Below are 14,845 nucleotides of genomic sequence, written 5' to 3' on the forward strand. Positions count from 1 at the left end.
CGGACCACATCCCCCCCGCCGGCTCGATCAAGGAATCCAGTCCGGCCGGCAAGTGGCTGCTGGAGAATGGCGTGCTTAAGGCTGACTTCAACTCCTACGGCTCGCGCCGCGGCAACCATGAAGTGATGATGCGCGGCACGTTTGCCAACGTGCGCATCAAGAACCTGATGATCCCCGCCAAGGAAGACGGTTCGCGCGTGGAAGGCGGCCTCACCATCCATCAGCCGAGCGGCGAGCAGATGTCGATCTACGATGCGGCGATGAAGTATGTCGGTGATGGCGTGCCGACGATGGTCTTCGCCGGTGAAGAGTACGGCACTGGCTCCTCGCGCGACTGGGCAGCAAAGGGCACGCAGTTGCTGGGCGTGAAGGCCGTCGTGGCGCGCTCCTTCGAGCGTATCCACCGCTCCAACCTCGTCGGCATGGGCGTGCTGCCGTTGCAGTTCCTTGGCGACGACAGCGTGCAGTCGCTGGGCATTACCGGCGACGAAAGCTTCGATCTCGTCGGCCTCGAAGGCGAAATCAAGCCGCAGCAGCAGGTAACGCTAGTGATCAACCGCGCCAACGGCGCGAAGGAAGAAGTGAAGCTGCTGCTGCGTATCGACACGCCGATCGAAGTCGACTACTACAAGCACGGCGGCATCCTCCCCTTCGTGCTGCGCCAGCTGCTCGCGGCGTAATCGCAACAACTGTGCAAGCAAGCTGTAAGGATAGATCTTTACGCTTGCGGAAATTGAAACGCCGGAATCCTCCGGCGTTTTTTCAGGTTTTAAAACTCGGAGACATTAACCATGTGGAAAATTTTCGTCGGCTTCATCGCTTTTGCCCTGCTCGCCCTGTTCGTCATCATGAAGGGCGGCGACAAGGTGGACATGCAGGGTGAAGCCGGTCACGGTACACCGTCCGCCTCTGAGCACGCTTCGGCACCTGCGGCCTCCGCGCCCGCAGCACCTGCTGCCGCACCGGCTGCGTCCGAACCTGCAGCGGCAGCCCCGGCTGCTCCGGCTGCAGCCCCGGCCGAATCCTCTGCCCCGGCAGCTGGCGCACCGGCCGCCTCGAAGTAAATCTTTCCGCATCACAAGCCGCATGGGTAACCGTGCGGCTTTTTTCGTTTTTGAGGCCTATACTGATTTTTTACGGTTGAAATTGCGGCTGGTCCACCGGCGACAAGTCCCGGCGCTCAAATGGGTGTATTTTGGTAGGTCATTGTCGAATCTACTACAATACGTTTCCACAGATTCACTCCGCTTCCACCATGCGCCGTTTCTCTAAAAGCTCCTCCAATAAATTATCCGCGGACAGCCAGCGCCTCGTCACAATCGCGCAAGGCATGGCGCAGTCCTCCAGCCGCCTGGAGGAGCGCATCTGGGAGCATTCGCTCGACGGACTCATTCACAAGGCTCTGAAGGGGGCTCACCAGGATACGCTCGACGCAGCGCTGGAGCACCTGTTCCGTGCCGACCTGCCGGCATATGACATCCTGCTGGAAGCCGTCGAGGCAGGCAGCGAATCCTGTTCAGTGGAGCACGACGGCGTCCACTACCACGCATTGCTGATCGCGATTCCCATCCTTGCATGGACACGCTTCTCGATTGCTTCGGGCAGCGTTTCGGAAGACCTGCGCCGCACTTTGTCGGCACACTTGCACGGTCACATCCTTGCGTCAGATGTGCACCTCGCTATGGCACCGACGCTGTATGCAATCGACCAGCTGCCTCGCAACCATGCCGAAACCTTTGCCCTCGCGCAAAAATTGGCCCAGGCCGCGATCAAGGGTTCGCAGGTACGCCCGCCGGCAAATGCTCCGGAAACGGCCCCCTTCCTTGCGGATACTCGCTACCTGCTTGCTGCGGTGGCAGCACCGGCCGGGATGCCGCTGTTCGGATGGCAGGAAAGCCTGCATCCCTCGGGACGCGAATTGGCGCTCGAACAATGGCGCGCCCAGGCTACGCCAAACATCAACGCGCTGCTGCCAGGTTGCGGCATCGACCTGCTCATGCCCGAGGCCTACTACGTGGCCTGCCGGGAGGCCGACAAGCAGATTCGCCCGGCATCGATCCGCGCCGCGGTGCATTACCTCACCAATACCCTCGGCGTGGAACCGGCCGGGCTGCGCGCGGTGATCGGCAGCTTCAGTGAGGAACCGGTGGGTGGACGGGTCGACGAATACCGCATCGGCTTCACCATGCGCCAGAGCCCGGAAGTCATCTATGGCGTGGTGTGGCCGCTGTACGACCAGGAAGATGAAGACGAGGCAGCGGTCACCTCGTTCGAATCGCTGACGACGCCGGAAATCCTAGACACCAACCTGCGCACGCCGCTGGAAGAAATCGTCGCCCTGCTGCGCAGCTGCGGCATCACGCACATCAAGCGCCATGGTGAGCGCTTCCCGATGGAGTTCTGCGATGATTGCGGCGCGCCGCTCTATCCGGATCCGGATGCGGAACTGGTGCATGCGGAAATGCCCGAGGATGCGCCGTCGGGCACCGGACATTTCCACTGAATTACCAGGTCGAATACGGGTTGCGAATCAAGCTGGAGTTGAAGTAGTGCCGGTCGTGCGTGACTTCCTCGCCGATCCAGTCCGGCCGTGAAAACGGCTGGTCCTCGGCGGCCAGCTCGATTTCCGCGACCACCAGCCCGGCATTCTCGCCGAAGAACTCGTCCACCTCCCACACCATGCCCTCGAATGGAATGCGGTAGCGCTTCTTCTCGATCAAGGGGCGTTCGCATAGCGTATTCAAGAATGCTTCCGCATCGGCTAATGGGATCGGGTATTCCCATTCGCTGCGCGTGGCGCCGGATGAGATGCCCTTGATCGTCAGCATCGCGGATTCCCCCTCGATGCGGACGCGCACGGTGCGTTCCGGCACCGACGACAGGTAGCCTTGCCGCAGCTGCACGCCCTGCCCCAATGCCTTCCAGCCATCGCCGCACACCAGGAATTTGCGCTCGATTTCCACACCCATGCCTAGCTCCTTTGAAGCGAATGGAGGATGGGTTGCAGGATGGCCTTGCCGAGCCGGGCGCTGCGTGCGCCGTTCCATCCCGTCGTCTCATCGGGCAGGTCGGCATTGTCCTTGAATGGCATTTCCAGCGTCAGTGAGATGCACTTGAACGTGTGGCCGATATATTTCGATGCGAGCTGCAGCATGTCTTCCCGGTATTTGCTGGCCTCGTAGCCATGCGCGGTCTGGAAATCCGGGCTGGCCCGCAGGAAGCTGTCGATGAAGGCTTGCTGGTCCTGCTGCTGCGCATCCGAGAACCCTTCCAGCATTTCGCAGCCGGCGACGAAGACATGGGGAATGCTTTCATCGCCGTGCACGTCGAGGAACAGGTCGCAACCGGTTTCGTATATCTTGCCGCGTACCGCATGCACCTCAGGGCTGCGCTCCAGGCTGGGCGCCATCCATTCACGGTTCAGGTTGGCGCCCGCAGCGTTGGTACGCAGGTTGCCGCGCACCGCGCCATCCGGGTTCATGTTGGGGACGACATAGAAGACGGCGTGCTGCAGCACCGTGCGTGCGACCGGATCGGCGGAGTCGAGCAAGGCGTCGAGCATGCCTTCGACAAACCATTCGGACATGGTTTCGCCGGCATGCTGACGGGCGATGATCCACACCTTCTTCGGCCCGGCAGGATTGCCGATGACGGCGACGTTCATGTCGCGGCCGTCGACGGTGCAGCCGATATCCAGAACGCGCCCCAGCGGCGAATCCTCCACCCGGCCAAGCAGGTCGAGATGGCGTTCCCAGGAGTAAGGCTCGAAATAGGCGTAATAGACGCTGTCGCGCTCCGGCGTGTGGGTGATCGTAAGCACCTGGCCGTCATAAGTTGTCGGTACGCGAAACCAGTGTTTCCTGTCGTAGCTGGCGACGGCACGGTAATTGTCCCATCCGCCCGCGAAGGCAGCGTGGCCGGCATTGAGGAGCTTCATCACGCATTGTTCGCCGCGCGCACCCTGCACGCGGAAATAAAACCATTGCAGGACGTCGGCGTGCGAATCCTTGCGAATATTGAGTTCGATGGTGGAAGGCGATCCGGCGCGCACGACCTCGATGGCCCCCGCATCAAATGCGCTGCTGATCTTGATTGGCATGGCAGTCAGAGGTTTCTGAGTAGTTGATCCCGGTGCTATTCTGCGTGTTTTGTCCTCTTACGCCTAGCCTGATGAAGTTCCTCAACATGTTGCTCGCCGGCGTGCTGGCCCTGTCCAGCCTGACCGCCATGGCAGAAGCGTGGCCCAACCACCCGATTCGCCTCGTTGTCGCAGCGCCGGGCGGTTCCTCCCTCGACGTGATTGCACGCACAGTCGGCGACAAGCTGAAGGAAAGGCTCGGACAGCCCATCATCGTCGAGAACATTCCCGGCGCATCCGGAACGATTGCCAGCGGCAACGTCGTCCGCGCTGCACCCGACGGCCACACCCTGCTCATGTCGTACAACGGCCCGCTCGCCTACACCCAGTACCTGACCACACTGGCGTACGACGCGCAAAAGGACCTGGTCCCCGTCATCCAGACAAGCTCCCAACCGAATGTGCTCGTGGTCGCCGCCGGCCTGCCGGTGAAATCGGTCGCGGAACTTATCGCCTACGCCAAGGCACGCCCGGGCAGGCTGAACTACGCGTCGGTCGGCAATGGGTCGTCGTCGCACCTGACGATGGAGCTGTTCAAGACCATGGCCGGCGTCTACGTCGTCCACATCCCCTATAACGGGGCACCGCCGGCCGCGTTGTCCGTGGCCACCGGCGACACGCAGATGCTCTTCAGCGTGCCGTCGGTCGTGATACCCCACCTTCGCTCGGGGAAAGTCCGCGCGATTGCCGTTACCAGCGCGTCGCGTTTTCCCCTGATGCCGGACCTGCCGACCGTGGCGGAGTCCGGGCTGCCAAAGTTCGAGTCGCTGGCCTGGAACGGCATCATGGCACCCGCCGGAACGCCGCCGGACATCATTCAGCGGTTGAACCGCGAAGTCGATGCCATCCTCAAGCAGCCGGACGTCAAGGCCCGGCTCAACAACGCCGGGCTGGAAACGGCGGGCGGCTCACCCGAGCAATTCGGTGCGCTGATCGCCCGGGAAGCGCGAAAATGGGCCGAGATCATCCGCCGCACTGGAGCCAAGATCGACTGATAACGCGCGCGGAACATGGCGGAACGCCAAGTCTCTGCTATAATGCATCGCTTCGTCGGGGCGTAGCGCAGCCTGGTAGCGCACTTGCATGGGGTGCAAGGGGTCGGAAGTTCGAATCTTCTCGCCCCGACCAATAGAATCAAAGACTTAGGCCAATCTTCGGATTGGCCTTTTTCATTTCTGCTAGCTTGGCCGGTCCGACTGCGAAGGCGTCGAAATTTCCTCCAGCGTCCGGTCGACCTGCGCCGAATGCTTGGTCGCAAGGTCGCCCAGCGAAACGATGCCGATCAACTCCTTCGAGTCGTGATCGACGACAGGCACGCGACGAATCTGCGTATCGCCCATCTGCTGCATGACCTCGTCCACCGTCTGGTCGTCGAAGCACCATCGCACCGAGCCGGTCATGACGTCCTCGACATGTGCGCTGTCCGGCGCTTGTCCGGCTGCCACCGCCCTCACGGTAATGTCACGGTCCGTCACCATGCCGACCAGCTTGCGTCCGTCGCAAACTGGCAAGGCCCCCACATTCAGTTCATCCATCATTTGCGCGGCGTATCGACTCGTGCGGCGATACGCTCCTCACGTCACGTGTCATCACGTCGGAAATTCTCTGCATCATGCACTCCTGGGGGTTGTACCAATAGCTTGAGTCGCAGCCGGCCATCCAAGTTCCGGCATCCCGGAACTATCGCCGCAGCACGTGGACGAACGCTGGAGGGCATCATGTCCACACCTTCCATCATTGAAGCCATCCGGAACGACGCACAGGTCATCAGCCCGGACGGTCGCCTCGACTTCCTCATTGATGACATCGGCAATGCATCGATCGTCCTGCTGGGCGAAGCGACGCACGGCACCCACGAGTTCTACCTTCTTCGCGCGGAAATCAGCAAGAGGCTTATTACGGAAAAAAGGTTCGATGCCATCGCCGTCGAGGCCGACTGGCCGGATGCCCTGCGGACAAGCCGCTTCATCCAGGCAAGCGCGCGCTCGAGCGATGCGACCGTTGATGAAGCCCTGCACGGCTTCGAGCGTTTCCCGCAGTGGATGTGGCGCAATACCGATGTCGTCGAGTTGCTGAGCTGGCTTCGCATGCACAATCTGCAGCGCCCGGATCAGAGGGACAAGGTCGGCTTCTATGGCCTCGACCTGTACAGCCTGCGCAATTCGATGGATGCCGTTGTGCGCTACCTGTCCCAGGTGGATCCCGAAGCCGCGCGGCGTGCGCGTGCGCGCTATGCCTGTTTCGACCATCTTGCCGAGGATCCGCAGCGCTATGGCTATGCGGCCAGCTTCGGCATGCGCAAGGATTGCGAAGATGAAGTGATCCGGCAGCTGGTGGAGATGACGAATGATGGGAACCGCTTCGTCGCCATAGCGGGCGACGCAGAAGCAGACGAACTGTTCTATGCGCAACAGAATGCGCGCGTCGCACAAAACGCGGAGGCGTATTACCGCGCAATGTTCCAGGGCCGCAATCAATCCTGGAACCTGCGCGACCGCCACATGGCGGAAACGCTGGAAGCCTTGCGATCCCACCTCATCGCTCAAAAAGGCCGGCGCCCGAAGATCATCGTGTGGGCGCACAACTCCCATCTCGGGGATGCGCGGGCGACGGAAATGGGCGAGCACGGCCAGCTCAATCTCGGGCAACTGGTCCGCGAGCAATACGGGTCGAAAGAATCCTTCCTGCTTGGCTTTACCACCCACGCCGGCACGGTGACGGCGGCGTCGGACTGGGATGCACCGGCGGAGAGAAAGACGGTCCGGCCTTCGCATCCCGACAGTTACGAGCGCCTGTTCCATGACTGCGGGCTGGGCCGATTCGTCGTGCCGCTCAGGCGCAATTCCCGCCTTTACGGCTTGCTCGAGGAACAGCGCCTGGAACGCGCGATCGGCGTGGTCTATCTTCCGGAAACTGAACGCGTCAGCCACTACTTCCATGCCAGCCTGGCGCGGCAATTCGATGCAGTAATCCATGTGGACGAGACGCGCGCAGTCCTCCCGCTGGAACGCAATGTGGCGCACCAGGCGGGTGATTTACCGGAGACCTATCCATCGGGCATCTGACGCGCGCAAAAAAAAGGGTTACGCGAACGTAACCCTAAACTGCTGGGGAACAACAAACCTTTTCAGTCAGCGCAAGAGGCGCCCGTCCTTGCCTATCACCGTGACTTCCACGAAGCGCGAACCGACACGGTTGGTCGGGGAGAAATGCAACGTGAAGCCGCCGACGTCGAATGCGTTCAGCGTCTCCAGTGCCCGGATTACCTTGTCCCGACTCGCATTCGGTCCTGCCCTGCGCAATCCTTCGACCAGTACCTTGGCGCCGACAAACTCCTCGAAGCTGGTGTACGACATATCTTCACCCGGCGCGTACTTCTTCATCGCCTGCTGATACTCGCGGACGATTTTCGACGTCGGTGAATACGGATAGGGCATGACCTGCGCCACGCCAATCCCCCGCGCATTTTCCGGACCGATCATGCGCACGATCTCTTTCGGATTCACCACCGAGATGTTGACCAGTTGCGCGACAGTGGACGCAGCGCGGATCTGCTTGCTGAAGGCAGCGGTGGTCTTGTTCACCGAAATCATCACCACTGCCTGCGGATTCGCCTTGGCGATCGCTTCGACGGCCGCGGCTACGTTATCGGTATTCTTCTCATACGCACCGGTGCCTGCCAATTCGAGCCCGCGCTTCTTCAGCGCCGCCTCCACCCCGGCCAGGCCTGCCTGTCCGAAGGGATCGTCCTGGTACATCACGCCGATGCGCTTCATGTTGAGCTGCACCAACTGGTTGACGATACCTTCCGCCTCGTCGGCATAGCCGGCGCGGATATGGAAGATGTAGGGGTTGAACGGCGCACGCAGGATCTCGCCGCCGGTGTAAGGCGCCACCAGGGCGATGCCTGCCTTTTCCAGCACCTTTTGCTTGAGCAGCTCGCCGACATTGCCCGTGCCGGCGAATCCGATCAGCGCCACCGCGCCGTCCTTGTCGATCACTTCCTGCGTCAGGCGGACTGTTTCCTCGACCTTGTAGCCGTCATCCTTGACCACATGGCGAATCTTCCTGCCATGCACCCCGCCCTTGTCGTTGACCGAGTCGAAGTACACCTTTGCACCGAGCACCATGTCCTTCCCGGTATCCGCGAGGACACCGGAAAGGGGGGCCACTTGCCCGACGACGATCTCGTCCGCCGCCATGGTCCCGATTGCGAAAGATGCTCCCATACATCCTGCTGCCAACCTCAACCAGGCAAGTGGCATCATCCGCTAGCCCTCCACTGCCTTCATCACCGGCGCCGGCGCTGCGGCCGGGGCCGGCTTGTGCTTCTTTTTCGCAAACTCCACCAGCTCGCCGACGATGCCGCGGCGGAAGGCCAGCACGCAGACGATGAAGATGAAGCCGGTCACGATGGTCACCGACTCACCCAGCGTGCGGAACCATTCGATACCCGTCAGCATGGCAATCAGGTTGCCCAGTTCACCGAGCTTGTTTTCCAGCGCGATGATGACGATGGCGCCGACGATCGGGCCGGACAGCGTGCCGAGGCCGCCCACCAGCGTCATCAGCACCACCAGGCCGGACATGCTCCAGTGCACATCGGTCAGGGTCTCGAAACCGAGCACCACGGTCTTGGTGGCGCCTGCCAGTCCTGCCAGCGCGCCGGAAAGCACGAAAGCCAGCAGCTTGTACTTGTCGGTGTCGTAGCCCAGCGAAATCGCGCGCGGTTCGTTTTCCTTCACCGCCTTCAGCACCTGGCCGAAGGGTGAATGCACAGTGCGCATGATGAGAGCGAATCCGCCGATGCAGATCGCGAGCACGACGTAGTACAGCGTCATGTCGCTGGCCAGATCGATCATGCCGAGCAGTTTGCCGCGCGGCACACCTTGCAAGCCATCTTCACCGCCGGTGAACGGTGCCTGCAGGAACACGAAGAACAGCATCTGCGCGAGCGCCAGCGTGATCATTGTGAAGTAGATGCCCTGGCGGCGAATCGCGAGACCGCCCATGATGAGGCCGATCACCGCGGCGACAGCAACACCTGCGATCAGGCCAAGCTCCAACGGCCAACCCCAAACCTTCAGCGCGTGCCCAGCAACATACCCCGCTCCGCCAAAAAACGCTGCATGACCGAACGACAGCAAGCCGGTAAAGCCGATCAGCAGGTTGAATGCGCACGCAAACAGCGCGAAGCACAACACCTTCATCAGGAACACCGGATAAACCACAAACGGTGCCACCAGTGCCGCTGCAAGTGCAATGGCGTATCCAACTTTCTTGTTCATCCTCTTGCTCCTCTTATTTCTCTTTGCCGAACAGGCCGGCCGGACGCAGCATCAGTACGATCGCCATGATGATGAACACCACGGTGGCCGACAGCTCCGGATAGAACACGCGGGTCAGTCCCTCGATTACGCCCAGGCCAAGACCTGTGATGATCGAACCCATGATCGAGCCCATGCCACCGATCACCACCACCGCGAACACGACGATGATCAGGTTGGAACCCATCAGCGGCGATACCTGGATCACCGGTGCGGCCAGCACGCCCGCGAACGCTGCGAGCGCCACACCGAAGCCATAGGTCATGGTGACCATCAAGGGTACGTTGATGCCGAAGGCTTCGACCAGCTTTGGATTCTCGGTGCCGGCGCGCAGATAGGCGCCGAGCTTGGTCTTCTCGATCACGAACCAGGTCGCGAGGCAAACGATGATGGAAGCCAGCACCACCCATGCGCGATAGTTCGGCAGAATCATGAAGCCGAGGTTGGTTGCGCCCATCAGCGCATCGGGCACCGAATACGGCTGGCCGGACACGCCGAAGAACGAGCGGAACAGTCCTTCGAGCATCAGCGTGATGCCGAAGGTCAGCAAGAGACCATACAAATGGTCCAGCTTGTACAGCCAGCGCAGCATGGTCTTTTCAATGACGATGCCGAAGATGCCGACCACGATCGGTGCGGCGATCAGCATCATCCAGTAATTGAGGCCAAGATAATTCAAGCCCATCCAGGCCAGGAACGCGCCCATCATGTACAACGCGCCGTGTGCGAAGTTGATCACGTTGAGCAGGCCGAAGATGACGGCGAGGCCGAGCGAGAGCATCGCATAGAACGAACCGTTCACGAGGCCCAGCAGCAGCTGGCTCAACATTGCTTGCAGAGGTATGCCAAAGATTTCCATAACGACTTTGCAGGTAAACGCCACAGCGCGTGCGGCATGGGGGTGCGGGGAGCGTGAGCGGCTCGCCCTAGCGGTAGGGTGGGTAGAGCGAAGCGAAACCCACCCTAGACTTCTCTATACGGCGAACCGCCCTCCTTCAATTTACTTCCAAAGAGCGCACTTCGATTCGGCCTTGGTTGCGTAGGCCTGTTCGCCGGGGATGGTCTGCACGACCTTGTAGTAGTCCCACGGGTACTTGGACTCGCCCGGCTTCTTCACTTCCATCAGGTACATGTCGTGCACCATGCGGCCGTCGGGACGGATCACGCCGTTCTTGGCGAAGACGTCGTTGATCTTGGTCTTCTTGAGCTGTGCCATGACCTTGTCTCCGTCATCGGAACCAACCGCCTTCACCGCGTTCAGGTATTGGTAGGTGACCGAATAGTCGGCAGCGTGCAGCATGGTCGGCATGCGCTTGATCTTTTCGAAGAACTTCTTCGACCATGCGCGGGTATCCGCATTCTGGTCCCAGTACCAGCCGTCGGTCAGGAACATGCCCTGGGTCAGGTTCAGGCCGAGCGAGTGGACGTCGGTGATGAACATGAGCAGGCCGGCCAGTTTCATCGACTTCTGGATGCCGAACTCGTTGGCTGCCTTGATTGCATTGATCGTGTCGCCGCCGGCGTTGGCCAGGCCGAGGATCTGCGCCTTGGACGATTGCGCCTGCAGCAGGAAGGACGAGAAGTCGGATGCGGACAGCGGATGCTTCACCGCGCCCTTGACCGTGCCGCCGCTGGCCTTGACGACGTCGGCGGTATCCTTCTCGAGCGAAGCGCCGAAGGCGTAGTCGGCAGTCAGGAAGTACCAGTCCTTGCCGCCCTGCTTCACGATCGCACCGCCGGTGCCGCGTGCAAGCGCGATGGTGTCGTAGGCGTAGTGGACGGTGTACGGCGAGCAGTCTTCATTGGTCAGGCGGGCCGTGCCTGCGCCGACGGAGAAGAATACCTTCTTCTTTTCTGCAGCGACCTTGGCCATGGCCAGGTTGGCGCCGGAGTTGGTGCCGCCGATCAGCATGTCGACGCCCTGCTGGTCGAACCATTCGCGCGCCTTGGAGGCAGCAATGTCAGCCTTGTTCTGATGGTCGGCCACGATGAATTCGACCTTTTTGCCGTTGATCGCGCCGCCGAGGTCGGCGATCGCCATCTTCACTGCTTCTGCGCCGGCCGGTCCGTCAACGTCGGCGTAGACGCCGGACATGTCGGTGATGAGGCCGATCTTGATCACGTCACCCGAAATCTGCGCCTGCGCCGAACCGGCGATACCCGCGAACGCTGCTGCGACTGCCAGCGACATCACTTTTGCTTTGAGTTCCATCTTTGCTCCTCTGTTGTAGGTTGTAGTGGTGTTGTTGATTCTCAGACACCGAGCAGTTCGTTCAGAACAGGCATCTTCGATTCGAGTTCGGATGCAGCGAAGGTCTCGACGATCTGACCATGCTCCATCACGTAAAACCGGTCCGCCAGCGGGGCAGCGAAGCGGAAATTCTGCTCGACCATCACGATGGTGTAGCCCTTGGCCTTGAGCATGGTGATCATGCGTGCCAGCGCCTGCACAATGACGGGGGCGAGGCCTTCGGAAATTTCGTCGAGCAGCAGCAGCTTGGCGCCGGTGCGCAGGATGCGCGCGACGGCCAGCATCTGCTGTTCACCGCCCGACAGGCGCGTGCCCTGGCTGGACTTGCGCTCGGCGAGGTTGGGGAACATCTCGTAGATTTCCTCGACCGACATGCCCTTGTTCGACTTCGACACCATCGGCGGCAGCATCAGGTTTTCTTCGGTCGACAGCGACGAGAAGATGCCGCGCTCTTCAGGGCAGTAGCCGATGCCGAGGTGCGCGACCTTGTGCGTGGTCATGCCGATCGACTCGACGCCATTGACCTTGATCGACCCGCTGCGCGTGCCGGTCAGGCCCATGATCGCGCGCAGTGTCGTGGTGCGGCCGGCGCCGTTGCGGCCGAGCAGCGTGACCACTTCGCCGGGTTTCACTTCCAGGTTGACGTCGTGCAGGATGTGCGACTCGCCGTACCAGGCCTTGAGGTTGCGGATTTCAAGTGCCGCTGTAGCCATCAGTGGGCTCCTTCCAAAACGCCCGAGGTGGTGCCCATGTAGGCTTCCATCACCTGCGGATTGCTCGAAACTTCTTCGTAGGTTCCTTCGGCCAGCAGCGAGCCGCGCTGCAGGACCGAGATCTTGTCGCAGATGCCGGAGACCACGCTCATGTTGTGTTCCACCATGAGGATGGTGCGGCCGGCAGACACTTTCTTGATCAGTTCGGTGACGCGATGCACGTCTTCGTGGCCCATGCCCTGGGTGGGCTCGTCCAGCAGCATCAGCTCGGGTTCCATCGCCAGCGTGGTGGCGATTTCGAGCGCGCGCTTGCGGCCGTAAGGCAGGTCCACCGTCAAGGTGTTGGCAAAGCTTTCGAGGTCGACTTCCGCCAGCAGCTCTACGGCGCGGCGGTTCAGTGAATTCAGAGACTGCTCGCTCTTCCAGAAATGGAAGGACGTGCCCAGCGCGCGCTGCAGGCCGATGCGCACGTTTTCCATCACGGTGAGGTGCGGGAATACGGCGGAGATCTGGAACGAGCGAATCACGCCGCGATGCGCAATCTGTTCCGGCTTGAGTGCGGTGATGTCGTTGCCGTTGTACAGGATCGATCCCGACGTGGGCGTCAGGAATTTCGTCAGCAGGTTGAAGAACGTCGTCTTCCCTGCCCCGTTCGGGCCGATCAGCGCGTGGATCGAGCCGCGCTTGACCTTGAAGTTGACGTCGTTCACTGCGATGAATCCCTTGAAACCTTTGGTCAGGTTTCGCGTTTCAAGTATGACTTCGCTTGCCATCCAATTTCTCCAGTGATGCTGCTTCGCTTGGTGCGCCCGCGCGCTTGCGCAGTCGCGAACATCCGGCCTGCCCCGGCATCACGCCGGGGCGGTTAAACAGTCTTCAGGGGCACCCTCCACCGCGCGCGACCGGGGTTCGTCGATATGTCGCGCGCGGCTCGGGTTCGGTCAGTCCGCGACGTTCAGGGTGTTGTTCGCGAACGTAATGGCATTGCCTGTTGCCGGCGTGGTGGCGATGGCGGGCACGTTGGCGGCAGTGATCGCCGGTGCTGCGCCTGCGCTGCCGCCACGCGGCGTGGTGCGCACCACCTGGCTGCCCGGCAGCGCCGTGCCATTGTTCAGGTGCGACCACATCAGGTCCATGGCCTGGTTGAAGTAGAAATGCAGCGGGACCAGGGCGGCGTCATAGCCAGGCAGCGAGCCGAGGAAGGCGTCGAAGTGGTTGGCGTTGGTGACCTCGATGTAGCGTGCGTTGGCGGCCGAGTTGTTCACGTTCAGCTTGCCAAAGTAGGCACGCGCCCCATGGTTGACCGGGATCAGCGTGTCGCTGCGTCCTGCCACGATGATGGTCGGACGGCTGCCGACATTGCCGTTGGCCTGGGCTTCCGCGATGCCGGCCTGCACGCGGCGCGCCTTGTCGAGGGCATCGCCGGTCAGGGCTGCGCCGGTGACGACGTCGGTGCCGGTCACGAGCGAACGCATGCACAGCGCGGCGTCGAGCGCCATGTCTGCCAGGCCGGTTGACGGCGAGACGGACAAGCGATCCAGCTTGGGCCCGCCGACGGAATCGTTGTACACGATGTTGATGCCGGACGACGGCGGCACACCGTTGCCGGTGCCGAACAGCAGCGCCTGCGTGGCAGGCTGGGCGATCACGTTACCCGATGCATCGGTGTTGGCAAAACTTTGCCCACACAGGTTGTCGGTCACGCTGAAACGGCCGTAGGCATTCGCGTAGGTCATCACGATGGACGGCACGGCGAAGCGGTAGTGGGTCAGCTGCAGGATGTCGGTATCCGCTTCCCAGCCGTAGGCGCGCATCTTGTCCAGCGCATCCGCGGCGCGTTCCGCCGTGGTGGTGCCGGCAACCAGGTTCTTCTGGCCCAGCGCCGTACAACGCGCTTCCATACTGGCTGCGGGCAGCGATGCGGCGAATGCACTGTTGGTAACGGCCAGTGCGGCACAGGGCTGGTAAATATTGGCGTAGGTGAAGTAGTCGAGCAGCGGCTTGCCGATCGTCGGCACCGTTGCAGTCCCGCGGCGGATGATCAAACCAGTTGTCGCCTTGGGCTGGACCTGCGGCTCGGCCACGACCACCGCGTCGATCAAGCCTTCGGTATCCTGCTCGGCGGCCAGCAGCGCGCCGCCGGCACCATTGGACACGCTCGATGCAATGACAGTGGTATTGGACGGGCTGATGGAACGCAGCTTGGCGGTAGAGGTGCCGACAGTCGTGCCGTACTGTTCGTTGAGGATGTAGAACGCGAATTCGACCGCCTGCAGCGTGTTCTTGCCCCAGTCCTTGTCCGGGTTCTGCTGCGAGTGGGCGTGCTTGTAGGCGACGCGGTTCGGGAACAGTGCGTTGTACGCGGTGCGTGCTGCCTCGGTGATGTTGGCCTTGAACAGAGCGGCCGTGCCGGCGG

The 14,845-nt window shown here is 61.5% G+C and carries 14 protein-coding genes, 1 tRNA gene and 1 pseudogene; 6 read left to right on the forward strand and 10 right to left on the reverse strand.

Translation table 11 applies throughout. From position 1 onward, the window contains the following. The 3 genes and pseudogenes from acnA to AYR66_RS27215 form a co-directional block, all read left to right on the forward strand. A pseudogene (gene acnA, locus AYR66_RS27205) lies at positions 1 to 680 on the forward strand (aconitate hydratase); the annotation flags it as partial. Positions 681 to 791: 111 nt separating this feature from the next. Further along, positions 792 to 1,064, forward strand: a complete 273-nt coding sequence (locus tag AYR66_RS27210; protein WP_088710665.1) for a hypothetical protein — start codon at positions 792 to 794, stop codon at positions 1,062 to 1,064. Positions 1,065 to 1,255: 191 nt separating this feature from the next. Further along, on the forward strand, positions 1,256 to 2,503 hold the full coding sequence (locus tag AYR66_RS27215) for a DUF2863 family protein (RefSeq protein WP_088710666.1): 1,248 nt from the start codon (positions 1,256 to 1,258) through the stop codon (positions 2,501 to 2,503). Position 2,504: 1 nt separating this feature from the next. On the opposite strand, the gene AYR66_RS27220 is transcribed toward AYR66_RS27215, so the two are convergent. Together AYR66_RS27220 and AYR66_RS27225 are read right to left on the reverse strand one after the other, a co-directional pair. Beyond that, the gene (locus AYR66_RS27220; protein WP_088710667.1) at positions 2,505 to 2,969 is read right to left on the reverse strand and encodes a CYTH domain-containing protein; all 465 of its coding nucleotides are present in this window, start codon (positions 2,967 to 2,969) and stop codon (positions 2,505 to 2,507) included. 2 nt (positions 2,970 to 2,971) lie between these two features. Continuing rightward, a complete protein-coding gene (locus AYR66_RS27225) occupies positions 2,972 to 4,099 on the reverse strand; it encodes a M14 family metallopeptidase (RefSeq protein ID WP_088710668.1) in 1,128 nt (375 codons plus the stop codon). A gap of 71 nt (positions 4,100 to 4,170) precedes the next feature. Here AYR66_RS27225 and AYR66_RS27230 point away from each other — a divergent pair, with 71 nt between their 5' ends. Both AYR66_RS27230 and AYR66_RS27235 read left to right on the forward strand, forming a co-directional pair. Beyond that, on the forward strand, positions 4,171 to 5,133 hold the full coding sequence (locus AYR66_RS27230; RefSeq protein WP_088710669.1) for a Bug family tripartite tricarboxylate transporter substrate binding protein: 963 nt from the start codon (positions 4,171 to 4,173) through the stop codon (positions 5,131 to 5,133). A gap of 56 nt (positions 5,134 to 5,189) precedes the next feature. Further along, positions 5,190 to 5,266 (forward strand) — tRNA-Pro (locus AYR66_RS27235). Between the two features lie 50 nt (positions 5,267 to 5,316). Here AYR66_RS27235 and AYR66_RS27240 read toward each other — a convergent pair. Continuing rightward, positions 5,317 to 5,676 (reverse strand): CBS domain-containing protein, encoded by a 360-nt coding sequence (locus tag AYR66_RS27240; RefSeq protein ID WP_337367513.1) that lies wholly within the window; start codon positions 5,674 to 5,676, stop codon positions 5,317 to 5,319. A 180-nt stretch (positions 5,677 to 5,856) separates the two neighbouring features. Here AYR66_RS27240 and AYR66_RS27245 point away from each other — a divergent pair, with 180 nt between their 5' ends. Further along, positions 5,857 to 7,203 carry an erythromycin esterase family protein gene (locus AYR66_RS27245; RefSeq protein WP_088710670.1) on the forward strand — a complete coding sequence of 449 codons (1,347 nt, stop codon included), beginning with the start codon at positions 5,857 to 5,859 and terminating at the stop codon, positions 7,201 to 7,203. A gap of 66 nt (positions 7,204 to 7,269) precedes the next feature. Here the strand turns inward: AYR66_RS27245 and AYR66_RS27250 are convergent, their stop codons facing one another. The 7 genes from AYR66_RS27250 to AYR66_RS27280 form a co-directional block, all read right to left on the reverse strand. After that, positions 7,270 to 8,367: an ABC transporter substrate-binding protein gene (locus AYR66_RS27250; protein WP_088710671.1), complete on the reverse strand. Its 1,098-nt coding sequence runs from the start codon at positions 8,365 to 8,367 to the stop codon at positions 7,270 to 7,272. Between the two features lie 42 nt (positions 8,368 to 8,409). Then, the gene (locus AYR66_RS27255) at positions 8,410 to 9,426 is read right to left on the reverse strand and encodes a branched-chain amino acid ABC transporter permease (protein ID WP_088710672.1); all 1,017 of its coding nucleotides are present in this window, start codon (positions 9,424 to 9,426) and stop codon (positions 8,410 to 8,412) included. 13 nt (positions 9,427 to 9,439) lie between these two features. Next, the gene (locus tag AYR66_RS27260) at positions 9,440 to 10,324 is read right to left on the reverse strand and encodes a branched-chain amino acid ABC transporter permease (RefSeq protein ID WP_088710673.1); all 885 of its coding nucleotides are present in this window, start codon (positions 10,322 to 10,324) and stop codon (positions 9,440 to 9,442) included. A 141-nt stretch (positions 10,325 to 10,465) separates the two neighbouring features. Next, on the reverse strand, positions 10,466 to 11,677 hold the full coding sequence (locus AYR66_RS27265) for an ABC transporter substrate-binding protein (protein WP_088710674.1): 1,212 nt from the start codon (positions 11,675 to 11,677) through the stop codon (positions 10,466 to 10,468). A 41-nt stretch (positions 11,678 to 11,718) separates the two neighbouring features. Continuing rightward, a complete protein-coding gene (locus AYR66_RS27270; protein ID WP_088710675.1) occupies positions 11,719 to 12,429 on the reverse strand; it encodes an ABC transporter ATP-binding protein in 711 nt (236 codons plus the stop codon). Continuing rightward, positions 12,429 to 13,202, reverse strand: coding sequence for an ABC transporter ATP-binding protein (locus AYR66_RS27275; RefSeq protein ID WP_088710676.1), 774 nt, complete (start codon positions 13,200 to 13,202; stop codon positions 12,429 to 12,431). Before AYR66_RS27275 ends, AYR66_RS27270 begins: the two co-directional genes overlap by 1 nt. 168 nt (positions 13,203 to 13,370) lie before the next feature. Then, positions 13,371 to 14,845 (reverse strand): 3-hydroxybutyrate oligomer hydrolase family protein (locus tag AYR66_RS27280; RefSeq protein ID WP_141104348.1); only part of this gene is annotated, 1,475 nt, incomplete at its 5' end.

Origin of the sequence: Noviherbaspirillum denitrificans, assembly GCF_002211445.1 — a bacterium.
GTDB lineage: Bacteria > Pseudomonadota > Gammaproteobacteria > Burkholderiales > Burkholderiaceae_D > Noviherbaspirillum > Noviherbaspirillum denitrificans.